21 protein-coding genes and 1 pseudogene are annotated in these 22519 nt (G+C 73.9%); 5 read left to right on the forward strand and 17 right to left on the reverse strand.

Translation table 11 applies throughout. The features are described from left to right. Positions 1 to 2 precede the first annotated feature (2 nt). Positions 3 to 272, reverse strand: a complete 270-nt coding sequence (locus tag KRR39_RS07895) for a hypothetical protein (protein WP_216941497.1) — start codon at positions 270 to 272, stop codon at positions 3 to 5. A 63-nt stretch (positions 273 to 335) separates the two neighbouring features. Next, on the reverse strand, positions 336 to 1124 hold the full coding sequence (locus KRR39_RS07900) for an MEDS domain-containing protein (RefSeq protein ID WP_302053559.1): 789 nt from the start codon (positions 1122 to 1124) through the stop codon (positions 336 to 338). Positions 1125 to 1351: 227 nt separating this feature from the next. Between KRR39_RS07900 and KRR39_RS07905 the strand changes: the two genes are divergently transcribed. Both KRR39_RS07905 and KRR39_RS07910 read left to right on the forward strand, forming a co-directional pair. Beyond that, positions 1352 to 1537, forward strand: coding sequence for a hypothetical protein (locus KRR39_RS07905; RefSeq protein WP_216941499.1), 186 nt, complete (start codon positions 1352 to 1354; stop codon positions 1535 to 1537). Beyond that, the gene (locus KRR39_RS07910) at positions 1534 to 3060 is read left to right on the forward strand and encodes a bifunctional aminoglycoside phosphotransferase/ATP-binding protein (protein ID WP_216941500.1); all 1527 of its coding nucleotides are present in this window, start codon (positions 1534 to 1536) and stop codon (positions 3058 to 3060) included. Before KRR39_RS07905 ends, KRR39_RS07910 begins: the two co-directional genes overlap by 4 nt. Positions 3061 to 3078: 18 nt before the next feature. Here KRR39_RS07910 and KRR39_RS07915 read toward each other — a convergent pair whose 3' ends face one another. From KRR39_RS07915 to KRR39_RS07930, 3 genes and pseudogenes are all read right to left on the reverse strand, one after another. Next, complete coding sequence (locus KRR39_RS07915) at positions 3079 to 4173, reverse strand: acetate--CoA ligase family protein (RefSeq protein ID WP_216941501.1); 1095 nt, start codon at positions 4171 to 4173, stop codon at positions 3079 to 3081. A gap of 157 nt (positions 4174 to 4330) precedes the next feature. Then, positions 4331 to 5716 (reverse strand): annotated as a pseudogene (locus tag KRR39_RS25995) (GNAT family N-acetyltransferase); the annotation flags it as partial. Next, complete coding sequence (locus KRR39_RS07930) at positions 5713 to 6186, reverse strand: universal stress protein (protein WP_216941502.1); 474 nt, start codon at positions 6184 to 6186, stop codon at positions 5713 to 5715. The gene KRR39_RS07930 and the pseudogene KRR39_RS25995, both read right to left, overlap by 4 nt. 172 nt (positions 6187 to 6358) lie before the next feature. Between KRR39_RS07930 and KRR39_RS07935 the strand changes: the two genes are divergently transcribed. Next, the gene (locus KRR39_RS07935; protein WP_216941503.1) at positions 6359 to 6652 is read left to right on the forward strand and encodes a hypothetical protein; all 294 of its coding nucleotides are present in this window, start codon (positions 6359 to 6361) and stop codon (positions 6650 to 6652) included. Between the two features lie 10 nt (positions 6653 to 6662). On the opposite strand, the gene KRR39_RS07940 is transcribed toward KRR39_RS07935, so the two are convergent. From KRR39_RS07940 to KRR39_RS07955, 4 genes are all read right to left on the reverse strand, one after another. Then, positions 6663 to 6836 (reverse strand): hypothetical protein, encoded by a 174-nt coding sequence (locus tag KRR39_RS07940; protein ID WP_216941504.1) that lies wholly within the window; start codon positions 6834 to 6836, stop codon positions 6663 to 6665. A gap of 101 nt (positions 6837 to 6937) precedes the next feature. Further along, the gene (locus KRR39_RS07945) at positions 6938 to 7825 is read right to left on the reverse strand and encodes an alpha/beta fold hydrolase (RefSeq protein ID WP_216941505.1); all 888 of its coding nucleotides are present in this window, start codon (positions 7823 to 7825) and stop codon (positions 6938 to 6940) included. Between the two features lie 35 nt (positions 7826 to 7860). Continuing rightward, on the reverse strand, positions 7861 to 8292 hold the full coding sequence (locus KRR39_RS07950; protein ID WP_216941506.1) for an RDD family protein: 432 nt from the start codon (positions 8290 to 8292) through the stop codon (positions 7861 to 7863). A 66-nt stretch (positions 8293 to 8358) separates the two neighbouring features. Next, the gene (locus KRR39_RS07955; RefSeq protein WP_216941507.1) at positions 8359 to 9102 is read right to left on the reverse strand and encodes a hypothetical protein; all 744 of its coding nucleotides are present in this window, start codon (positions 9100 to 9102) and stop codon (positions 8359 to 8361) included. Positions 9103 to 9228: 126 nt separating this feature from the next. Here KRR39_RS07955 and KRR39_RS07960 point away from each other — a divergent pair, with 126 nt between their 5' ends. After that, the gene (locus KRR39_RS07960) at positions 9229 to 9396 is read left to right on the forward strand and encodes a hypothetical protein (protein WP_216941508.1); all 168 of its coding nucleotides are present in this window, start codon (positions 9229 to 9231) and stop codon (positions 9394 to 9396) included. Between the two features lie 233 nt (positions 9397 to 9629). After that, positions 9630 to 9890 (forward strand): hypothetical protein, encoded by a 261-nt coding sequence (locus KRR39_RS07965; protein WP_216941509.1) that lies wholly within the window; start codon positions 9630 to 9632, stop codon positions 9888 to 9890. A gap of 106 nt (positions 9891 to 9996) precedes the next feature. On the opposite strand, the gene KRR39_RS07970 is transcribed toward KRR39_RS07965, so the two are convergent. From KRR39_RS07970 to KRR39_RS08005, 8 genes are all read right to left on the reverse strand, one after another. Next, the gene (locus KRR39_RS07970; protein ID WP_216941510.1) at positions 9997 to 11271 is read right to left on the reverse strand and encodes an HNH endonuclease signature motif containing protein; all 1275 of its coding nucleotides are present in this window, start codon (positions 11269 to 11271) and stop codon (positions 9997 to 9999) included. Positions 11272 to 11378: 107 nt separating this feature from the next. Beyond that, entirely contained in the window at positions 11379 to 12695 is a 1317-nt protein-coding gene (locus KRR39_RS07975; protein ID WP_216941511.1) for a family 16 glycosylhydrolase, read from the reverse strand. Positions 12696 to 13173: 478 nt separating this feature from the next. After that, on the reverse strand, positions 13174 to 14196 hold the full coding sequence (locus KRR39_RS07980; RefSeq protein WP_216941512.1) for a phosphotransferase: 1023 nt from the start codon (positions 14194 to 14196) through the stop codon (positions 13174 to 13176). A 248-nt stretch (positions 14197 to 14444) separates the two neighbouring features. Further along, positions 14445 to 14834: a glycosyltransferase gene (locus KRR39_RS07985; RefSeq protein ID WP_302053560.1), complete on the reverse strand. Its 390-nt coding sequence runs from the start codon at positions 14832 to 14834 to the stop codon at positions 14445 to 14447. An 817-nt stretch (positions 14835 to 15651) separates the two neighbouring features. Then, positions 15652 to 16938 (reverse strand): aminoglycoside phosphotransferase family protein, encoded by a 1287-nt coding sequence (locus tag KRR39_RS07990; RefSeq protein ID WP_216941514.1) that lies wholly within the window; start codon positions 16936 to 16938, stop codon positions 15652 to 15654. Next, positions 16935 to 18299, reverse strand: a complete 1365-nt coding sequence (locus KRR39_RS07995) for a glycosyltransferase family 4 protein (protein ID WP_216941515.1) — start codon at positions 18297 to 18299, stop codon at positions 16935 to 16937. The genes KRR39_RS07990 and KRR39_RS07995 overlap by 4 nt, the downstream gene beginning before the upstream one ends. Then, positions 18292 to 21279, reverse strand: a complete 2988-nt coding sequence (locus KRR39_RS08000; RefSeq protein ID WP_216941516.1) for an ABC transporter transmembrane domain-containing protein — start codon at positions 21277 to 21279, stop codon at positions 18292 to 18294. The genes KRR39_RS07995 and KRR39_RS08000 overlap by 8 nt, the downstream gene beginning before the upstream one ends. Beyond that, positions 21276 to 22400 carry a glycosyltransferase family protein gene (locus KRR39_RS08005; RefSeq protein ID WP_216941517.1) on the reverse strand — a complete coding sequence of 375 codons (1125 nt, stop codon included), beginning with the start codon at positions 22398 to 22400 and terminating at the stop codon, positions 21276 to 21278. Before KRR39_RS08005 ends, KRR39_RS08000 begins: the two co-directional genes overlap by 4 nt. Positions 22401 to 22519: the final 119 nt, after the last annotated feature.

Raw genomic sequence — 22519 nt, forward strand, 5'->3', positions numbered from 1 at the left:
GCCTACAGCTGTGGAACCGGCACGGGGCCGACGGAGGCCGCGCGACGCACCGCACCGAACGTGCTGCGGGCGCGCGCCAGCCGTTCGGTGAGCAGCCGTCGCGCCGTCGACTCGACCAGCTCGTCGCGGGTGTCCGGGAAGTCCCGCATGGCGGGGAGCTCCCGGTCGGCACTGCGGATCGCGGTGCGCACCTGGTCCGGGCGCAGCGCGCCGGCGTACTCGAGCACCATGACGTCGCCCAGCAGCTCCGCCGAGGTCGGTGAGGATTCCATCGCTGGAGTCTCCCGGCCGGCCACCGCGCCCCCCAGGGTCGAAGGTCCCGAACTGGTCGGGCGTCAGGCCAGCTCGAAGCTGTCGTCGTCGGGGCTCAGCAGGTGGCTCAGCACCCGGCCCCAGGCACGGTCCGGAGGCAGCCCGCACCGGACGTGACCGCCCCGCTCGCGGAAGCCGCGCGTGCCCTCGAGGAGGGCCTCGCAGGCGCCGGGGGTGAGCGCGTCGGCCTGGCGCAGGTCCAGGGCGAGGACCTTCTCCGTGCCGAGGTCCTCGGTCATCCGGTCCAGGGAGCGGGCCAGCAGCGCAGCGTTGGGCGTGCTCAGCAGCCCCTCGACCTGGATGACGTGGTCCCGGTGCCGCAGGCTGAGGTCGGAGGCGCAGACCCAGTCCGGGTGCAGGCCGAGCGCGACGGCCAGCTGGTCGCGCCCGGTCGTGCGCCCGTCGTACTGGCACAGGACGGAGACCCGGCTGCGCCGGCACAGCCGGGCCAGGTCGTGCTCGAGGGCGCGGTAGGCGGCGGGGTCGAGGCGGCGGGCGACCGCGTCGGCGCGCACCGCCACCCGCACCCCCGCGAACCCCGCGGGGTCCGAGACCCGGCCGTCCCGGCACCCGTGCACGCCCCGGAGGTCCTCCAGCGAGACGATCTCCAGTCGACCGTCGCGCCGCGCACGTTCGGCACCGAAGCCGCGGGCGACCAGGTCGGCGGTCAGCGCCTCCGCGCCGCGACCGTCCACGTCGACGTAGACGAGCAGGTCGTCGGTGGCCACGCCGGCCGCGAACCAGTCCGCGACGTAGCGCATCCGCTCACCCTCCGAGTGGTGCAACAGCAAGATGTGCCCCGTGCGATGCATCGCCACCACCTGACGCGGCACCCGCACGCGCCGCACCGTTTCCCCCGGACGTCGCAGTCTTCACCGGGCGGCGAACGGGGTCAATCACCCGTATGCGCGGATTCGCATGGGCCGTGCGCGCGGGGGAGGGCCAAGGTCCTGGCCCGAGGTGACCTCCGCGCCTGGCCCGGTCCCGCCGTCGGCACCACGCTGGACGGCACCGGAGCCGAGCTCGAGGGAGACCCGCGATGACGACGATGACCGCGCTGCGCCTCACCGACTGGCAGCGCGAGGCCACCCTCCAGGACGTCAGCGCCGACGTGACGACGTTCCCGTTGGAGGAGGCGCCGGCCGCCGACGCGGGGCCGGCCGCCGGCGAGATCGTGGGACGCCCCGTGATCGTGCCGTTCGCGCGCTACTCGCCGGACCGATGACGTCCGCCCTGCCGGGCCCGTACCTGGTGCTGCGCGAGACGCACTGCGCCGGCCTGCTGCTCGTCGGCGACCGGGCCCTGAAGTTCAAGAAGCCGGTGGACCTCGGGTTCCTGGACTTCTCCACCCGTCCGCTGCGGGCCGAGGCCTGCCGTCGGGAGGTCGAGCTCAACCAGCGGTTCTCGCCGGACGTGTACCTCGGCGTCGGGGAGGTGAGCCTGCCCGACGGCACCCGGGAGCCGATCGTGGTCATGCGCCGGATGCCCGACGACCGGCGGCTCGCGCACCTGGTCACCCGGGGCGTGGACGTGCGGGACGACCTCCGGGCCCTGGCCCGCCGGCTGGCCGCGGTGCACGCCGCCGGCCGGCGCCGCCCGGAGATCGACGAGCAGGCCTCGCTGCACCGGCTGCGGGCCAGGTGGGAGGACAGCTTCCGGGTGGTGCGCGCGCACCTCGGCCCGTCCTCGCCGGGCGACGTCGCCGCCGCCGTCGACGAGGTCGAACGCCTGGCCACCCGGTTCCTGGACGGCCGGCAGGTCCTGTTCGACGGCCGGGTCCGGAGCGGCTGCGCGGTCGACGGGCACGGCGACCTGATCGCCGACGACGTGTTCTGCCTGCCGGACGGTCCGCGCGCCCTGGACTGCCTGGAGTTCGACGACCGGCTGCGCTTCCTCGACCGCCTCGACGACGCGTGCTTCCTGGCCATGGACCTCGAGCACCTCGGCGCCCCGGACCTCGGCCTGTTCTTCGTCGACCTCTACGCCGAGTTCTCCGGGGACGACGCGCCGCCCGCCCTCGTGCACCACTACATCGCCTACCGCGCGTTCGTCCGGGCGAAGGTGGCGTTCCTGCGCGGGGACCAGGGTGTCGAGACCTCGGCGGAGATCGCGGCCTACCTCGGGGTCGCGCAGCGTCACCTCGCCGCCGGGGCGGTCACCCTGGTGCTGGTCGGCGGTCCGCCGGGCTCGGGGAAGACGACCATCGGCTCGCACGTGGCCGACCGCCTCGGGATGGTCCTGGTCGGCTCCGACCGGGTCCGCAAGGAGCTCGCCGGCCTCGACCCGACCCTTCCGGCGGGGGCGGGCTTCGGCTCCGGGCTCTACACCGACGCCCACACCCGGCGCACGTACGCCGAGCTGCTGCGCCGGGCGGAGCTGCTGCTGGGGCGCGGCGAGTCCGTGGTCCTGGACGCCACCTGGACGCACGAGGACGACCGGCGGGCGGCCCGCCTGGCGGCAGAGCGGTCCCGGGCGGACCTCGTCGAGATCCGGTGCGCCACCGGCCCGGACCTGGCCCGCGAGCGGGTCGAGACCCGCCCCGCCGGACGGGACGCCCGCTCCGACGCGGACGCCGACGTCGCGACCCGTCTGCGCTCGGCGGCGGACCGATGGCCGGACGCCTGCCTCGTGGACACCTCGGGGCCCCTCGCCGGGTCCGTCGAGGACGCGGTCGCCGCGGTGCGTCCCGCCGGGGTCGTTCCGCGCCCCGGGCCGCCCCGGCGCCGTACGTTCGTGACGCCCGACTGACCCCGACTGACGCCCTGGTCAGCCGCGCGCCCGGACCTTCGCGTCCACGCAGACCGGCCCGTCGTCGGTCACCATCACCGGGTTCAGGTCGAGCTCCTCGACCTCCGGGTGCTCGAGCACCCACCGCCCGAGCCGGAGGACCAGCTCCACCACGGCGTCCACGTCCAGCGCCCGACCGCCCCGGAAGCCGGTCACCAACGGCCAGGTCCGCAACGAGGCCAGCGCGGCCGCCACGTCGGCCCGGTCCAGCGGCGGCATCAGGAACACCTGGTCGTCCCACAGGTCCAGGCGGGTGCCCCCGCTGGCGACCATCACCAGGGGACCGAACGTCGGGTCGCGGGTCACGCCCAGCGCCAGCTCGGGTCCGGCGACCTGGCGCTGCAGGAGGACCGGGGCGTGCGGGTCCCGCGCCGCCTCCCGGACCGCGCGCACGGCGTCGGTCACCGCGCGGCGGGTGCGCAACCCGGTGCGGACCTGCCGGGCCTCGGTCTTGTGCACCAGCGCCGGGTCGGCGGACTTGACCGCGAGCGGCAGCCCGAGCCGCCGCACGGCCTCCGCGACGTCGCGGACGGTCCGGACCACGGCGTACGGCGCGGGCCGGACGCCCGCGGACGCGAGGAGCTCCTCGGCCTGCGCGGCGTCCAGCCACCGGCCCTCGCCCGATCCCGCGGACGACGCCGCGCGGTCCTCGGCGCCGACCGCCTCGGCGCGCAGCCGGACCCGCTCCGGGGCCGAGCGGAGCCAGGCGGCGTGCCGCTGCGCGTGGCCGAAGGACCGCACCGCGGCGTCCACGCTGCGGAACCGCGTCGCGCGCCGGCCGGGAGCGGGGGTCGACGTCCCGACGACGACGCTCAGGTACGGCAGCCCCGGCGCCTGGTCGAGGGCCGCCTCGAGCGCGGCCAGCGCCCCGTCGGTGTCGGTGACGGCGGTCGACGCGGTGATGACGAGCAGCGCGTCGACCTCGCCACTGCCGGCCAGGCAGGCGGCCGCCCGGCCGAAGCTCTCCGGCCCGGCGCCCGCACCGAGGTCCACCGGGTTGGCCACGCCGGCGGCACCCGTCGCCACCGCCTCGAGGCGGCCCCGGGCGGCACCGGACAGGCCGGGGATCTCCACGCCCACGCGCTGGGCCGCGTCCGCGGCCAGGATCCCGAGCCCCCCCGGCGTTGCTCAGGACCCCGAGGCGGGGCCCCTGAGGGAGGGGCTGCTCGGTGAGCAGCGCCGCGGTGTCCACCAGGTCCTCGAGGTCCTCGACGGCGATCACCCCGGCGGCCTGGTACAGCGCCTGGAGCGCCCGGCTCGGGGTCGCGTGCGCCGCGGTGTGCGAGAGGCCTGCGCGGTGCCCGGCCGCCGAGCTCCCGCCGAAGACCACCAGGAGCGGCCGGGTCCGGCTGAACGAGGCGGCCAGCCGGGAGAAGGTCCGCGGGTCGTGGAACGACTCGAGGTACAGCGCAGCGGCCCGCACGTCCGGGTCGTCGTGCCACGCGGACAGCAGGTCGTTGCCCGACACGTCGGCCTTGTTGCCCAGCGACACGAAGGCGGCCACGCCCAGCCCCCGGTCCCGGGCGGCGTCCAGCAGGGCGACGCCGACGCCGCCGGACTGCGAGCCCACCGCCAGCGTCCCCGGTGCCGGCCGGACCGCCCCGAAGGTGGCGTCCAGCCGGGTGCCGCGCAGGTTGCTCAGCAGCCCGAAGCAGTTCGGCCCGACCAGGCGCATGTCGTGCGCCCGGGCCACCGCGGCCAGCCGCTGCTCCACCGCGGCGCCGCTCGCCCCGGTCTCGGCCAGGCCGGAGGTCAGCACCACGCACGTCCGGGCGTCCCGCTCCGCCAGCTGCCGCACCGTCACCTCGACCTCGTCGTGCGGCACCGCGACCACCGCCAGGTCGAGGCCGGTGGGGAGGCCGTCCACCGCGGGCACGCAGGAGACGCCCTCGACCGACAGCCCGGCCCGCCCGACCGCGAAGACCGTGCCCGCGTAGCCGCCGCCCAGCAGGTTCTCGACCACCTCCCGGCCGACCCCGCCGCGCCGGCGGCTCACCCCGACGACGCCGATCGAGCGCGGCTCGAGCATCGGCCGCAGCGACGCGGCGCGGGCGTGCCGGTGCCGGGCGTCGGCCGCCTCGATCGCGGCGACGCCCAGCGTCAGGTCCAGGGAGAGCGAGAGCACCTCGTGGTCGCGCTGCTCGACCAGCCCGAACCCGAGGTCGTGGAACACGCGCAGCATCGCGCCGTTCTCGGCGAGCACCTCGGCGGTGAACCGGTGCGTGCCCCGCGCCCGGGCGTCGTACGCCAGCCGCTCCAGCAGCACCGACCCGATCCCGACGCCGTGCAGGGACTCCTCGACCAGCAGCGCCACCTCGGCGTCCCCGCCCGGTACGTCGATCGTCGTCGCGACGCCGACCAGGTCACCCCGGCGCAGCGCCACCAGGGAGTGGGTCGCCGTGCCCGGCTCGCTGATGCCGTCGACGAAGGACTGCGCCGCGGCGCGGTTGCCGGAGAAGAACCGCTTGTAGATGCTGTCGTCGCTGGCCCGCGCGTGCAAGGCGCGCAGAGCCGCGCGGTCGCCGGGGACCAGCGGCCTGACCACGATCGTGGTGCCGTCGGCCAGCAGGGCCGCGACGCCCTCGTCCAGGGTCCCCCGGGGCGCGGCCACGGTCACGCGCGGGCGGAGGCGTGGGAGCTCGGGTCACCGCTCGCCGGCCCGGCGGGTGGGTCCGGCAGCGGCACCAGGACGACCGGGCAGCCGGCGGACCGCTCGCAGAGGGCGGCCAGCGGCGAGGGGGGCGACCCCTGGCCGGCCCGGTTGCCCAGCACGAGCAGCGCGGCGTCCCGGGAGAGCCGCAGCAACGCGTCGCCGGGGGAGTCGGGGGCGACCACCAGGTGCGTCCGCCACGGCAAGGCGGCGCACTCCGACAGGGCGTCGCGCACCCAGTGGGTGGCCCAGGACCGGGCCACCGACTCCCGGGTGGCGGCCAGGCCGCGCGGGGCGCCCTCGGTCGGCTCCGGCTCGTAGGCGTGCACCACGACCAGCGGCGCCTGCGTCCGCTGACTCTCCCAGGCGGCCCAGCGCAGAGCCTCGGCGGCGGCGTCCGTGCTCTCGATCCCCACCACGATCGGTGCGTGCGGCATGGCTCATCCTTCCCTCGGGCGTCCTGTCCGACCACGATGCGCCCGCCCTGCCGGGGTGCCCACCGTCGAGGGTCAGCACCGGTGAGGACGAAGGTCCCGTTCGTCCTCCGCGGATGAGGCCGGGAGGGCTCCGGGCCAGCAGGCTGGGCCGGGCACCGAGAGAGGAGCCACCATGGGGTGCATCTTCGTCCTGATCGCCGGCCTGTTCCCCCGCCTGGCGCTGTTCATCGTCTGGGTGGCCCGGCCCAAGATGGTGGACGCCGCCTTCGACACGTGGATCTGGCCGCTGCTCGGATTCCTCTTCCTGCCCTTCGCGACCCTGATGTACGTGATCCTCTGGAGATCTGGCGGGCTCTCGGGCTGGGACTGGTTCTGGGTCGCGCTGGCCGCGTTCCTCGACCTCGTCCACTGGGGGAGCAGCTGGACGCAGCGGCGGACGGTGCCGGGCTACCCGGCGACCGCCTAGGGACGCCGCCTCAGGCGACCCGCCGCAGCCGCCAGCCCGAGCACGCGGAGCACTTCTCGGCGAGGTAGAACAGGCCGTCGCGCGACTTCGCGTGCGCGATCGCCCGCGCGTCCAGGTTGTTGGCGTAGAACGTGTGCACCCCGGGGGAGCACTGGGCCGTCGTCCGGCCCGTCGTGGTTGTCACCGGTCGGTCTCCTTGTCGCACGAGCCCCGTGCCCCAGAGTTGCCCGATGGCGGGAGTCGAAACTAGGCGGTCCGCTCCCGACCACGCCCCGGCCCGCGGGGTCAGCCGCGACCGAGGAACTCCCGCAGCGCCGCGAGGGTGTCCTCGGGCGCCTCCTCGGCGAGGAAGTGGCCGCCCGGCAGCGCCTGCCCACGGACGTCCGCGGCGTACCCGCGCCACACCTCCAGGACGTCGTACGCCCGCCCGACGAAGCCCTCGCCGCCCCAGAGCACCAGCGCGGGGCACTCCACCCGCAGGCCCGCCGCGGCGTCCGCCTCGTCGTGCTCGAGGTCGATCGAGGCGCCGGCGCGGTAGTCCTCGCAGCTCGCCCGGACCACCTCCGGGTCGGCGAAGCACCGCACGTACTCCTCGACCGCCGCGGGGTCGAAGGCCTCGGTCCCGCTGCCGGCCGACCACTGGGCCAGCTTGCGACGCAGGAAGTAGCCCGGGTCGCCGCCGATCAGCCGCTCGGGCAGGTCGGGCTCCTGGGCGAGGAAGAACCAGTGGTAGTAGGCCTGCGCCAGGGCCCGGTCGACGTGACCGAACACGTGCCGGGTCGGCACGATGTCGAGCAGCGCCACCCGGGTCACCGCCTCGGGCCGGTCCAGGCACAGCCGGTGGGCGACCCGGGCACCCCGGTCGTGGCCGACGACGGCGAAGCTGTCGAAGCCGAGCGCGCGCATCAGACCGACCTGGTCCTCGGCCATCACCCGCTTGGAGTACGACGCGTGGTCGGCGCTCGACGCAGGCCGCGAGGAGTCGCCGTACCCACGCAGGTCGGAGAGCACCACGGTGTGCCGGTCGGTCAGCCCCGGGGCCACCCGGTGCCACATCAGATGGGTCTGCGGGTAGCCGTGCAGCAGCAGCACCGGCGGGCCGTCCCCGGCCACCGCGGCGTGGATCCGCGTCCCGGCGACGTCGACGTCCTGGTCTTCGAAGGTCTCGAGCACGGGTCCTGCCTACCACCCTGGCGGACCAGCCACGGTCACGGTCCGGAGCCGGCCGCCTCGGTTCGCGGGATCCAGTCGTAGATCACCGCCGTGCGCAGCACCAGGTCCTGCACCGACCGCTGGGTCCGGCTCACCGCGCACCACAGCAGGCCGATCGGGAGCACCGCGCAGAACACCGCCCGGACGAACGCGGTCAGGAAGTGCAGCCGTCGCCCCCGACGGGTCACCACCCGGAGCCCCATGACGTGACACCCGTAGGTGCGCCCGACGGTCGACCAGGCGACGGTCGCGTAGAGCACGTAGGTCACCAGCGCGCTCGTCACGGAGAGCAGGGCACCGACCTCGATGACCTGGAACCCGCGCGGGTTGAGCACGAACACCAGCCCGTTCACGGCCGCGTACGCCGCCACCAGCAGCGCCACCACGACCCCGGCGTCCACGACGTTCGCGACCACCCGGGTGACCACGCCGGCCCGGTGTCCCTGGTACGGCCGCGCCTCGCGCGGGACGGGGGAGACGCCCTCCCCCCTCTCTCATGAACGTGTCGTCGCTCCAGGGTCAGGTTGCTGCGGGACGCCCGACGCGGTCCGGCCGCGCCTGAGCCGGAGCCGGTCGATCGCCCGGCCGACCGCCTCGTCGCCGGAGATGCTCTGCATCCGGACACCGCGGACCGCCTCGGAGGCCACCGAGCCGGTCGACTCGCGGATGATCTCGGGGAGGTCGACCTCGGCGATCACGTTCTCGGCGATGCCGACCAGGTCGAGCCGGTCGATCACCGCGTCCAGGTCGAGCCGCTCCACCACGGCGTCCAGGTCGAGCCGCCGGGCCACCGCGTCGACGTCGAGCCGGGCGGCCGCCGCGTCGAGGTCGACGGCCGCGACCAGGACGTCGAGGTCCACGCGCTCGCGCACGATCTCGTTGAGGTCGAGGCGGTTCACCACCGCGTCGATGTCCACCTCGGCCACGACGCTGTCCAGGTCGACGTACCGCTTGACGAGGTCGGTCAGGTCGATCCGCCGCAGCACCGCCGCCGCGACGGCCGGGACCACGACGTCCAGCACGTCCGAGATGTCCTGCGCCAGCTCGTCGCGTCGTTCCTCGCCGCGTCGCACCAGCGCGGAGAGCCAGGTCCGCGGCTGGTAGCGCGGGTCCAGCAGCGGTGGGCTGAGCACCAGCCTCGCCACCGGCCGCGTCACCGCGCCTGCGCGGTGGCCCAGTCCGGCGGCCCGCGACCGGGCCGTCTCCGACAGGTTCCTCAGCTGCTCTGCTCCGTCCACGGACCCAGGGTCGAGGAGTCCGCGGCCGGCTGCATCATCCCGGGCGGACGGGACCGCGCCGTGTCCCGCGCCGTCGAGCCGCCCCTCCCTGGACTGTGACCCCCAGGTGGGGCCACGCTCATAGGCATGAGCCGTGCCCGTGTCCTCCTCTGTCGGCTGGGACTGCATCACTGGGTCGATGCGCACACCGACGAAGGGGACCGGTACGCGCTGTGCACGAAGTGCGGCAAGGACGACTACCGCGGCCGGACGGCCCCGGACGAGGGTCCGAACTGGCCCGGCAAGCAGTGGTGAGCCTCCGTCCGCGCGCCACACCCGCCACGGTCGCGCTTCTCACGGCGGTCGTCGCCGTGGCTGCTTCTGGCTGCGCTCCGGGCGCCGGCACGGGGCGGCGGTCGAGCGTGCACGCGCCCGCATCGGGCGGACCGTGCCGAGACCCGAGAGGGGTTCCGGAGGAGCCCGCGGTCTTCGAGCCTCGGGACGGCAGGGCCGACCCCGCACAGCTCGACGCGTTCCTGGGTGCGACGGTGACCGCGGACAAGCACCCGTGCGTGTTCGTCCACGTCGCGCGGGCCGCGGAGCACTGGCGGGTGAGGTCCTTCTCGGTGAGTGTCTACCAGCGCAGGAACGCGCACTTCCACGGCTCGGCGCACGACCTGGACCACGCCTACCGAGCCCGCCACGTCGACCCCACCTGCGCGAGCGCCGAGGCAGCGATCGTCACGACAGACGGCCACCGGCGCGTCCGCTACGTCACCACGACCGGCATCGGCAACGGCGCGTGCTGACCGACGACGCTTCCCGGTAGTACCTCTCCCGGGTCTCTTCCGCGACGGCACGAGCTGATCGGCCGGTAGGTCCAGCGAGGCGAGATCGACCGTCCATGGGCCGTGTCTAGGTCCGTCGGTGGAACTGGATCTGGCCGGTGGGCAGGTGGCTGGTGACGTAGCCGGGTGAGTGGGCCTTGCCGTGGTGGAACGCGCACAGCAGCCGACCGTTGACGACGCTGGTGGGTCCGCCCTGGGACCAGGGCTGGTCGTGGTGGGCGTGGCACCAGGCGGCCGGCCGGTCGCAGCCCACCGTGGTGCAGCCCCGGTCCCGGATGGTCAGCGCGGTGCGCTGGGCCTCGGTGTGCAGCCGGGTCCGCCGCCCCAGATCGAGCACCACCGACGGCGAGCCCAGGACCCGGCGCCAGACCGCGGGCACGATCCCGGCCTCGCAGGCCAGCTGCCGGGCTGCACCGGCCGACAGGGGCTGACCGGTGTCCAAGGTGGCGGTGCCGAGCCCGGACAGCAGCCGGTCGTAGTCCAGCAGCACCACCACGGTCGCCGACATCCCGCCGGCCACCGGCAGCCGGTCGGCCGGCACCCGCTCCAGGAGCCGGCAGAACGCCTCCCCCAGCCGCTCGGGCCGCGACAGTCTCACCCGGCTGTTTGGCTGGTGCTGGTGCTGGTGCTGGTGTCGGGGGTGGGTGAAGGCGTGCAGCATCTTGGTCAGCATCGCCGCGTGCAGCGCAGGGATCTTGAACCGGCCGGTGTGGCTGCCGTCCGGGTTCGCCGACAGCTGCAGGAACGTGGCCCGGGCCGCCGCGGCCTCCTCGGCCTCCAACCGACGACCCTCGGCGAGATCGGCGGCGTCGGGGTCGATCACCTCCAAGACCCGCCGCCCCAGCACCTTCAGCGCCGCCGCGTCGAACTCGCCGGCCGCCCGCACCAGGTGCGCCTCGGTCCGCCCCCGGTCCACCACCGACACTCCCTGCGGCAACGCCTGGATCGAACGGACGATCACCGTCGCCTGCGCCGGATCCACCCGCCCGGCCGCCAACGCGTCCCGGGTCACGTCGAACCCGGTATCCAACGCCACCGCAAGAGCCACCTCGGCGTGCGCGGCACCCCGGCTCCGCCGAGTGACCTGGGCCAGCCAGGCACCGGTCGAGGTCGCCGCCGAGTCCGCCGCCACGTCGTTGCGGTCCGCCGCAGCCAGCACCCGCAGCCGCAGCTCGGCCAGCCGGGCCTCGGCCCGAGCCAGCCCCACCACCACCGCGCGCTGCTCGTCCGGGGTCATCGACCACGCCGGCGCCGAGGCGAGCCCGTCCAGCACCTGATGCACCCGCGTGGAGAACCGGGCGATCGGATGCGCCTGGTCCTCGGTCCGGATGGTCGTCGACATACCCACCACGCTAAGAACAACCAGCCATCTCTTCCGAACACACTTCCGGACCCGTGTACAAGCTGGAATTCGCCACGCTTGGGGACGAAAAGCGGCCGGAGCCGAGGCTACCGCTGGTACACCCGGACGTAGTCGATGACGTAGTCGCTGGCGCCCAGGGGGGCGCCGATGACCGGCTTCTGGTAGTAGGCCGGCATGCTGCCACCGACCTGCAGGTTGAGCCGGATGTTCATCGGGGTGTCGAACGTGTCGTCCAACCAGGGAACCGCGGAGACCGTCTTGGAGAAGACCAGCCGGTCGTCGACGTACCACTGAACCGAGCCCGGCTCCCGGTCGACTGCGTAGGTGTGCCAGTCGCTGAAGGTGCCGCTGGGCAGGACGTCCTCGTGACCGAACCTGGCCATGTCACCGTTGGTGGACTGGTGGACGGTCTGCACGGTGCGGTTGCCCATGCCACCGACGGCCTCCATGATGTCGAGCTCGCCCAGGCCGCTGTTCTCACGCAGCCAGAAGGCCGGCCACATGCCCTGGGCGGCGGGCAGCTTGGCGCGCATCTCGATCCGCCCGTACTGCCAGGCTGCCTTGCCGATCGTGTCGAGGTAGCCCGAGGTGTACTGCCGGGTGGTGGACCCGACGGTGTAGGACTCCTTCAACGCTCGCAACGTCAGCGCCCCGTTGGAGACGAAGACGTTGTCGGGCCGCGCGGTGACGATGGACTCCTCGTTGTTGGCCCACGAGTTGTTCCGGACGTTCCACTTGCTGCCGTCGAGCGAGGAAAAGTCGTCGGACCAGACCAGGCGGTACCCGGCGGGCGCGGGAACCACCGGCGGAACCGGCGGCGGCGTGGGAGGCGGCGACGTCGGAGCCGCCCCAGCGGGAGCAGCCGTCGTCGGGGTCGAGCGGGTCGGCGGCGTGGAGACCTTGACGAGACGCGGGGCGCTCACCACGAAGCTCCTGTGGGCCGGGAGGGCCCACGTCAGCATGTCAAGGTCCAACGTGGCCCCGGACGTCTTGGCCTTGTAGCGCACCGTCACGTGAGCCCAGCGCGACGCTGGGTGCCTCGCGTCGGCACCACGCCCCGCCACCGCGCGCCGGTGCCCCTTCTTGCTGCGCATCCACCTGCTCGCCACCGCGGAGCCGCGCTTCGTCGAACCGTCGTACTCCACGAGCCGGACACCCGAGGACACACCGGACCTGGTGGCTTTGAGCCACACGCTGGCCCGGTAGACGGTGCCGGCCCTGGTGGAGGCCACGGTGTTGGTCTTGTCGTTGAGCGCGAGCGTCCGCGCTCTGCCGGTGGTGTTCGTCACCTTGATCCCACGCCGGCCGTCGTGGCCGTCGACGACCGACAGGCGACCGCCGGACCTCACCGTCCACGCCGAGGTGCCGTGGGCGAAGTTCGGGTCCTTCACCAGGTTCCTCACGGACGGAGAAGCGACGGCGAGGGGGAACACGGCACATGCGGTGGGTACGACGGCCGTGATGACCGCGACAGCCGCGGTTCCGCGACGTGCCCGGCGGCGCGCTGAGGACGTCCGGGGGCTGGTCGAGCGGGGGGGGGAGTGCGGCCGGCCGTTCGGCTGGTCGTGCTCAGGACGCTTCTGAGGCGCTGGAAAGGGGTCATGCTGGGCCACGGGTCTCGGTGCGGTTGTCGGTGCGCTCAACGATCCCGGCCGCGTCCTACCCTCCACATCCCCCCCTCGCGGACGGTTCTGCTGCAGGGCGGCTCGGCAACCACCCCGACCGGGCGGGCCGCCTTACGGGCTGCGTCCCGTCGCCTCACCCCGATGCCGAAGATCTGGTCGGACGCACGCTCCTGTCTGGCTCCCCCCGCGACCCGACCGGCGCTGTGCTGCCCGAGCGGACAGGGGCGTGGTCCATGACTGGCAGACGCTGTTCCGGTCAGGCTCTCAGCAGCGAGGTCATCTCGGCGTGCCGTCCGAGGTCCGTCTCCAGGGCCGACTGCCAGCCGGGGGAGTGGCGGTGCAGGTGCCGGTAGCAGCGGTGCAGGAACTCGACGCCCGCACAGGTCTCCAGGAGCGCGGCGTCGATCTCGGTGCCGGAGGCGCGGGAGTACGACGCCAGCAGTCCGTGGGCGACCGCCTGCTTGACGCGTGCCGGAAGTTCCCGCAGCGCGAGCTCCACGAGGAACTCGGCGAGGTCCACCTCGGGGGGCCCGTGCACCATCGAGTCGAGGTCGACGAGCACGGGTCCTCGCGGTGACGAGACGAGCTGCGCGAGGTGGAAGTCGCCGTGCAGCGTGCGCACCCGCTCGTGGCGGGCCTCGCCGCGCCGCCTCGTCGTCGCGGTCACGACGTCGGCCACCACCGAGGTGATCGGGGGATGGGCACGGACGAGCTTGGCCGCCTTCTTGTGCGTCTCGACGAGCAGGTCGTCGACGACGACGTCCCGCGTGAGAGGCACGGAGGATGCGTGCACGGCCGCGAGCAGCGCCCCGAGCGATGCCGTCGCCTCGGGCAGCTGGTCGGGCTCGACGGCGTCCGCCAGGGGGGTGCCCGGGGACCGCGCGGGTCCACAGCACTCCTCGGACCGGGTCCGCTGCCAGCGGCTCGGCGACCCGGAGCCCGTGTGACGGCTCCGACGCGGACCACAGTGCCTGGTGGCGGGCCCCGATGTCGGCGGTCGTGCCGTCTGCGAGGTGCTTGGCGAAGACGGCCGGTGCGCCGTCTCCCTCGACCTCGACCTCGAGGCGCAGCGTGGCGCTCGCCTCGGGCTGGTAGCGGACCACCGTCGTGCGCAGCCCGTCTCCCGGCGACGCCCCCAGCAGGTCGCGGACAGCCGGCGGCATGAGACCGGTAGCCAACCGGGGGTCGACCAGGGAAGGCAGCGTGGGGAGCCGTGGGTCCTCGGGGAACCGCCACACGACCAGGTCGAGCTCGGAGAGGTGCGCGCTCCGACCGTCACCGCGAGCCACTCGGTCCTGCTGCCAGGCCACCTGACTGGCGTCGCCCGCCGGGAAGCCCTTGACGTACAGCCTCACCGGGTCGGCGTCGTGCGAGGTGACGAGGTACGTCGCCCACCCCCGGCATCGCAGGGACTCCGGACGGAACGGATGCGTGAGCCGCGCGTCGAGCAGCCGCACCGTGGCCACCTCACCCGGTAGCCCGAGCCTGCCGCCGTGACGCGCCAGGACGTCGGTCATCCACGCGACGTCAGTCAGGTTCGGGAGCCACACGCTGGCGCCCCCTCACGGCGGTCTCCGCGCTCCGTGCCGCCGACAGCGCCCGCAGCAGCTCCGACGTACGGGTGCGCCCGTCGAGGTCGAGAGGGACCGCGCGCGGAGTCCAGGCGAGGGCGTCGCGCACGGCGTCCTCGAAGGTCTGTGCCGAGAGTCGGGTCGGGTCGAGGACGCGCAGCGCACCGAGCCTCTCGAGCCTTCGGGCGCGGGCGGCCTGCTCGTCCTCCCGTCCCTCGCTGTAGGGCACGACGACGGCCGGTGTCGTGCAGCCGAGGATGTCCATCGTGGTGTTGTAGCCCCCCTGGCTCACCGACACGGCTGACGCTGCCATCTCGCTGCCGAGGTCGGGGAGGTAGCGCACCACCTCGAGCCCGGGCGCCCCCCGCCGCCCGGCTCGTGAGCTCGTCGACGACCGGGTCGGGGAGGAACGGTCCCGTCGCGATCACGGTGCGCAGCCCGAGGTCGCGCCACAGGCGCGGCTGCGCCTCGACGGCCGCGCGGAACAGCGGCGCGCCGACCCGTCCGCCACCCGCCGACACGAGGACCCGCCGCTCCCGCGAGGCCTCGCGGGTGCGGGAGCGGGGTGCACGGACGAATCCGGTGTAGTGCACGGGTACGCGCAGCGGGACGCTCGGACGGAACGTCTCCTCCAGGGTCGTGAACCGGGCGTCCGCGTGCACCAGCACGGCGTCGAAGTACGCGTTCGCCACCCTGCTCGCGCGGTCGTCGTGGCCCTGCTGGTCACGTCGGCTGCTGACCAGGATGTCGCGCAGGCTGCAGGCGATGAAGGGGACGTGGCCGGCGGAGCGCGCGGCCTCCAGGAGCGGCATCAGCTCGCCCGCGAACTTCCTGCGACCGAAGGGGAACAGCTCGATCAGCACCACGTCGGGGGTCGTGGCCCGGAAGCACTCCTGGATGATCGACCGGCGGAGCCGCAGAGCCCTCTCGACCGTGAACCGGTCGTCCCGGCTGACCAGGGCGTGGTCGCCGTCGAGACCCAGCGGCGGCAGGTGCACGACGTCGGTCGTGGGGGGGCTCGGGGAGCTCCGCGGGCCACGGCCCGCCGTTGAGGAGCGTGACGTCGAAGTCCTGCGCCAGGCCGTCGGCCAGGTGCATCGAGCGCACCAGGTGACCGAGCCCCGTCGTCTGCTGGCAGTGGAAGAGCAGACGTGGTCGCGTCGTCACCGGTCCGCCCCCTGGTGCCCGGCCCATCGCCGGGCCGTCGCCAGGACTCGCTCCAGGTCACCGATCGTGGCGACGTCGACCCGGCTGATCGCGCGCGCCGCCCGCTCGACGAGCAGGGCCGCGGCGGCGTACCAGAGCAGGTCGGTGCGTGACGGCCCGTGCTGGTACGCCGCGAGCAGCGCCTCTGCGGCGGCCCGGGCCGTGTCGGGGTCGATGGGGTCACGCGGCCGCGGGCACCAGAGCCTGGCCAGCACGCCGCCGAGCTCGGCGGCGGCCGGTCCCGCGCTCGCCTCGTCGAAGTCGACGAGGCTGACGCCCTGGTCGTCCACCAGCACGTTCTTGGGGTGCAGGTCGCCGTGCAGGAGGACGCGCGCACCGGGTGGCGGTGCGGTCCTCAGCAGCTCGCGGACCAGCCCCTCGGTCACCGGGCCCAGGTCCGGTCGCGCGGCGCGGACCAGGCTCCCCGCGGCCACCAGCCGACCCGGATCCAGCCGCGTGAACGGCGCGAACCCGTGGATCGGCTGAGCGTGCAGCACCGACAGTGCGGCGCCGAGTGCCGCCATGGCCTCCGGGTAGGCGACCCGGTCCAGCTGGTGGAGCGGCCGACCGGGCGCGGGCGTGAACAACGCCAGGTGCTGGTCGGGCAGGTAGCCGATCGCATCCGGCAGGCGCAGGCCGCCGCGCTCGGCGACCCCACGGCGCACGGCGCGCAGGAGGGCGACGCCGCGGCGGCCGTCGTCCCCGCTCTGCACCTTGGCGAAGCCGACCGTCGCCCCGCGCGCGTCCGCGCACCGGAAGGTGGCAGCCTTCTCCGGCGTGTACGCCTTCATCTCGCTCTGCGTCCACGGGGCACCGAAGACGCTCCGGAGCCCCGGTGGCGGGCTGGTCAGCGCGCGAAGGCCGAGCAGCTTGCGGTCCTGCGGGAAGACCCAGAAGACGGTGCTCGTCTCCTCGTCGAACAGCACCGACCCGGGATCGGCACCCTGGCGGACCGCGGCGTCGCGGGCGCAGCTGAACTGACCGGGGGCAGCGGCCGCCGGGAACATCCGCGCGCTCACCAGGAGGCCGCCCGGCTCGGGGCCGATGCGGTAGCTGGCCCGCAGGCTCTCGCCCCTGCGGTACTTCGCGCGGACCCGTTCACAGGTTCCGCTGCGATCGCCCGGGGCCCGGTCGAGCAGCCCGGCGAGCCGGGGGCCGACGACCCGGTCGTCGAGCAGGTCGTCGCGTCGCGGCAGCACAGGATCGGGGGCCAGGAGGACCGTCTCCTGGGCGCTGCTGCTCATCGCGCCTCCTTCCGTCGGTCAGGGGAGTCCGCGTCGCCCGCCGCTGCGACCGGGCGGGCGTACAGCAACGAGGCCATCCGCGCGGCGGCCGCCCCGGCGTCGAAGCGCTCGCGCACCGTCTCGCGTCCCCGCTTCGCCAGCTGTCGGGCCAGCTCGGGGTCCTTGATCAGCCGGTGCAGGGAGTCCGCGAGGTCGGTGGGGCGGTCGGGCTCGACGATCAGCCCGTTCACGCCGCCTCGCACCAGCTCGGTGATGCCCGAGACGCCCGTGGTGACCACCGGGACGCCACAAGCCATCGCCTCGACGAGCACGTTCGGGATGCCGTCGCGGTCGCCGTCCTCGAGCACCCGGCACGGCAGTGCGAACACGCTGGCCCGCTGGTACTGCGCGAACAGCTCGTCCTGCGTCAACGACCCCGCGAGGGTCACCCGGTCCTGCAGGCCCGTCGCGCCCACCCGGGAACGAACCTGCTGCTCGTGGTCGCCGGACCCACCGACGATGACGGCCTCCAGGTCCACACCGCGGTCGCGCAGAACTGCGCACGCGTCCACGAACGTGTCCAGGCCCTTCTTGCGCACCAGCCGCCCGACCGCGAGCAGACGGACGCGCTCGGGCTCCCGCCGTCGCACCCCCGCCGCGACGAGCGGCTCGAAGTCGGCGTTGAGACCGTGGTAGACGACGTGCACCGGGGTCGAGGATCCGAACGACGTCAGGTGGGCGCGGTTGGCCTCGGTGCACGTGACGACGAACGAGGCGGCGTCCATCTTGCGTCGCAGGAGGCCGGCCGGGTTGCGCTCCTCGGTCCAGATGTCCTTCGCGTGCCCGGTGAACGAGAACGGGAGTCCGGTGATCGTGGAGGCCAGCCAGGTGACAGTGGTCGTGCCGTGCGCGAAGTGCGCGTGCAGCCGGACCACGTCGCCGCAGGCGTCGAGCCGGTCGGCCAGGTCGACAGCGAGGAGGAACTCCTTGAAGTAGATCTTGCGGGGCGTGGCGAGGAAGCCGCGCCTGGCCCGGACCGCTTGGGCCAGTGCCTGCCCGGCGGCGTGCACCGTCCCCCTGGGGTGGCGGCGCGCCGTGCGCAGCAGGGCGGGCCGGAAGGCGGCCAGGTTGGCGCTCAGCCAGCGGAGCAGCCCGGTCGCGGACAGGGACGTCGTCTGCTGCAGGTAGTCGGGTCGGACGCGGAGGCGTCGTACGACGTCGTGCTGGACCTCCTCGTTCCCCGCCTTCAGCACGTACAGGCGCAACGGCACCCCGAGTCGCTCCAGGCGGTAGATCTCGCTGGTGATGAACACCTCGGAGAGCCGCGGGTGACCCTTCAGCACGTAGGCCACCCGGCCGGCTTCCGCTGCCTGGTCACGCATGGACGACCTCCCGCGGACGGGCGTGCAGCAGCTTGAGACGTTCGACGACCCGACGGGTGCACGTCGCGAGGTCGAAGTGCTCCTCGACGTAGCGGCGCCCAGCGTTCCCCATCTCGGCGCGCAACCGTGGATCGGCGAGCGTGCTCAACGCGTCGGCGAGCGCGGGGGCGTCGGCCGGGGGCACGACCAGGCCGCTGCCCGCGGCGTGCACGGTGTCCCCGAGGACGGAGATGTCGGAGGCGACCAGCGGCCGACGACACGCCATCGCCTCGAGGGTCACGTTGGGCAGCCCGTCGCGGTCCCCGCTGCTGTCCACGACCGAGGGCACCGCGACGACGTCGGCCCAGGCGTAGTCGTCGGGGAGGCTCTCGTGAGACCTGCGACCGGCGAGCTCCACCGTCCCGCCGAGCCCGTGGCGGTCGATGGACTCCTCGAGCGCCGGCTGCTCGACACCGGTGCCGACGATCCGCAGTCGCGCGGGGACCTGCAGTCGGTCGACCGCGTCGAGCAACGTGGAGAAGCCCTTCTTCTCGACCAGCCGGCCCACGGCCAGCACGTGCAGCCGCGCGTCGCCCACCGGGTGCCGGCGCGGACCGAAACGTGCGACGTCGACGCCGTGCGGGAGGAGGTACACCCGCGCACCGGGCAGCTCGACGTACCGCGCGACGTCGGTGTTGCACGCGATGACGCCGGCCGCGGCCCGGGCGCGACGAGCCAGCTCGGCCGGGGGGACCTTCCGGGCGTCGAGCGCGTGGACGCTGAAGCTGAAGCCCACCCCCAGGGCACCCGCCGCGCGGGCCGCGACCTCGGTCGGACGATGGGCGAAGTAGCCGTGCACGCCCTGGACCCCCGCGTCCCCCAGGTCGTCGACCAGCTCCGACGCCTGGTTCACGGCATCGCCCGGGGGCAACGTCCGCAGCAGCGGCAGCAGCTCCTCGACGCCCGGTTGCGGCGCCTCCCCGTCGCCCGACTTCGTCGCGTAGACGCGGACCAGCACACCGGCGCGGGCGAGGGCGACGAGCTCCCCGACTGCGAACGTCTCGGACGTGCGCGGGAAGCCGCTCACCACGACAGCGAGGCGGGTCGTCACGCGACGCCCCTCCCGCCGTCCGGATCCGTCGTCGTCATGGGCGATCGACCGTCCCGTCGTCGGGGAGGAGCGCCCGGGGTCCCGAGCGGGTCCGGTCCCGGCCGGTCGGGCGGACGCGGGCTGCCGGTCAGCCCGCGGAAGGCGGAGTCCCGGCTGAGCAGCCGCTCCGGGGGGCCGTAGGCGACCACCCGCCCGGCAGCCATCACCGCGACCTGGTCGGCGGAGCGTGCGAGCTCGGTCGAATGGGTGATCAGGATCGTCGTGCGTCCCTCGACCAGACGGTTCAGCCCGGCCATCACCAACGCCTCGCTCCCCGCGTCCAGACCGGTGGTCGGCTCGTCCAGCACGAGGACGGGGGGGATCGCGCAGCAGGACCCTCGCGATGCCGATCCGCTGGCGCTGGCCGCCGGACAGGCCCACCCCGCCGGGGCCGAGCAGGGTGTCGAAGCCCAGGGGCAGGGCCTCGATGAACGAGAGCGCCCCGGCGGCCCGGGCGACGTCCTCGACCGCCGCGAGGTCGGCGTCGGTGCCGTAGGCGATGTTGTCCCGGACGCTGCCGCTGAACAGGATGGTGTCCTGCAGGAGCACGCCGACCTGGTCGCGGACCCATCGCAGGGACAGCTCCCGCGCGTCCCTGCCGTCCACCCGGACCGCGCCGCGGCTGGGGTCGTAGAAGCGCGCGACGAGGGCGCCGACCGTCGACTTGCCGGCCCCCGACTCGCCGACGAGAGCCAGCCGTGACCCGCTCGGCACGTGCAGGGTGACGCCTTCCAGCGCGGCTCGCTCCTTCGTGTACCGGAAGTACACGTCGTCGAGGTCGATGGTGCCGGCAGCGCGGTGGTCCGGCCTCTCGGAGTCGGTGTCGTCGGCCAGCACCGTGTCGGAGGACAGGATCTCGGCGATGCGCTCGAGCCGGGCGAGGGCCCGCGCTGCCCGGCTGGCCTGCTTCGCGATGTCCTTGAGCGGCTTGTACAGCTTGTTGGTGTAGGCCACGACCACGACGAGGTCGCCGGGGCTGATCCGCCCGTTCGCGACCGACAGGACACCGAGACTCAGGACCAGCGCGGTGGCCACAGCCCCGAGCACGTCCACCAGCGCCCCGAAGCGGGCTTCCACCCGGGAGCTCTCGACGCCGACCTTCAGCCGCTCGGCGCTCCGCAGCTGGACCCGGTCGTGCTCGAACCGCTCGGTGCCGAACGCCTTGATGACCTGCATCGCGGACAGCGCCTCGGTGGCGAGCGACGCGATCTCGCCCTCCTGGGCCCGCTGCGTGCGCGCCATCAGCCGGATCCGCTTCTGGTAGTGCGTGGTCGTCGCCAGCAGGAGCGGCGTGACCAGGAAGGCGACGAACGCCAGCAGGGGGTCGATCCAGAACATCACGGCGAACATGCCGACGAGCACGAGCGACGAGGACGCCAAGGTGCCGAGCGTCTGCGAGAAGAGGTCACCGACAGCGTTGACGTCGCCGGTCACCCGGGCGACGAGGTCACCGGTCGGGCGGTTCGAGTGGAAGACCAATGACAGCCGCTGCAGATGCTCGTAGGTGGCCGTCCGCAGGTCGTGGACGATCTGCTCGCCGGACCGGTTGAGCCAGAAGTCCGAGAAGAAGGTGGCCAGGGCGTCGACCATCGCGATGCCGAGCACCAGGGCGGCGAGTCCCAGCAGCAGGGTGAGGTCGTCGCCGGTGAGCTCGAAGTCCGTGCCCCGCCCGGTCACCAGCTGGTCGATGGCGATCTTCAGCGGCCACGGTGCAGCGAGCTGGGCGAGGGTGAGCGCGACCGTCGAGGCGGCAGCGCCGGCGAGCGCACCCCAGTGGCGGCGTGCGTGACTCCTCAGCAGCCGCATCGTGGGGTTCCGCGGGCGTGCCGGGACGGTCTCCTCCGCACTCATCGCACGCTCCGTACGGCGCTGAGCGCCTGCAGCCGACGCGCCGCGTTCAGGGCCCCGTCGAGGTCGATCCCGGCGGACTCGAGGGCGCCGTCGGAGAGGCTGCGGGGGTGCAGCCGGATGAGGGACGCGACCTCACCGGGATCCGTTCCCGGATCGACGACGTTGGCGAGCCCCAGGCCGCCGAGCCAGTCGGCCCGGATGGCCTGCTCGCGGCGCGGCGTGCGGCGGGGCATCAGGATCGGCCGTCGTCCCGCGGCGAGTGCCTCGAGGGTGGAGTTGTAGCCGGCCATGCACAAGATCGCGTGGGCGCGCGAGAACCACCGCCCGCACGCGTCCAGGGGACCGACCACGCGCACTCGGTCGGACCCCAGCCGGCTGAGCTGGCGCAACGCGTCGGCGCCCGCGTACGGGCCGGGGGCGAAGAGACCGACCAGGTCGGCGCGGTGCCCGAGCAGTCGTGCGCCCATCTCGAAGACGGCGGCTCCGTCGCCACCGCCACCCGCCGCCACGACGAGGAGGTTGCCGTCCGAACGGCTCGGGCCCGGTCGTTCGACGACCCAGCCGCAGTAGTGCAGCGGAAGGCTGAGGCCGTACTCGACCTCGTGGTCGACGAAGTGCCGGCCTCCGTAGACCAGGACCTCGTCGTAGACGTTCCCGACGTCCGCCCACCCCCCGCCTCGCATCTCCTCCCGGACGATCGACGGCTCGTCCAGGACGTCTCGCAGTCCGAGCACGAGCGCGGACCCGAGCCCTCGCGCCAGGTCGAGGCCGGTCCGGAGCTCGCCCGCCGTGCCGTAGGGATGCCGGTCCACCACCACGACGTCGGGCCGCTCCTCCTCGACCAGGGTCGCGAAGATCCGCTCGCGTTCCCGCAGGGCGGCCCCGAAGGGAAGCTTCTCGTGGCGGTAGGACCCGTCCGCCGACTTGAGCATCGGCGGCACACGGTGCACGCGCACCCGGGCTGCCTGGCGCAACCAGCGCGGGCGCACCTCGACCCCCGTGACCAGGCTGACCTGAGCGGCCGGGTCGGTGTCCAGAACCGCGCGGGCTATCAGGCTGTTGCGACGAACGTGGCCGAGGCCGTAGCCGTCGTGCGAGTAGAAGAGATAGCGCGTGACCACGAGGGTCCCCCTCGTACTACCGCAGATCGCCCGAGGTCTGCTGGACGAAACGCTCCCCCCCAGAAAGCGCACTACCGGTTGGGATCTCCTTCATCGTGCGCCGCGACCCCTTCCGCGGC

Source organism: Nocardioides panacis, from assembly GCF_019039255.1.
GTDB lineage: Bacteria > Actinomycetota > Actinomycetes > Propionibacteriales > Nocardioidaceae > Nocardioides_B > Nocardioides_B panacis.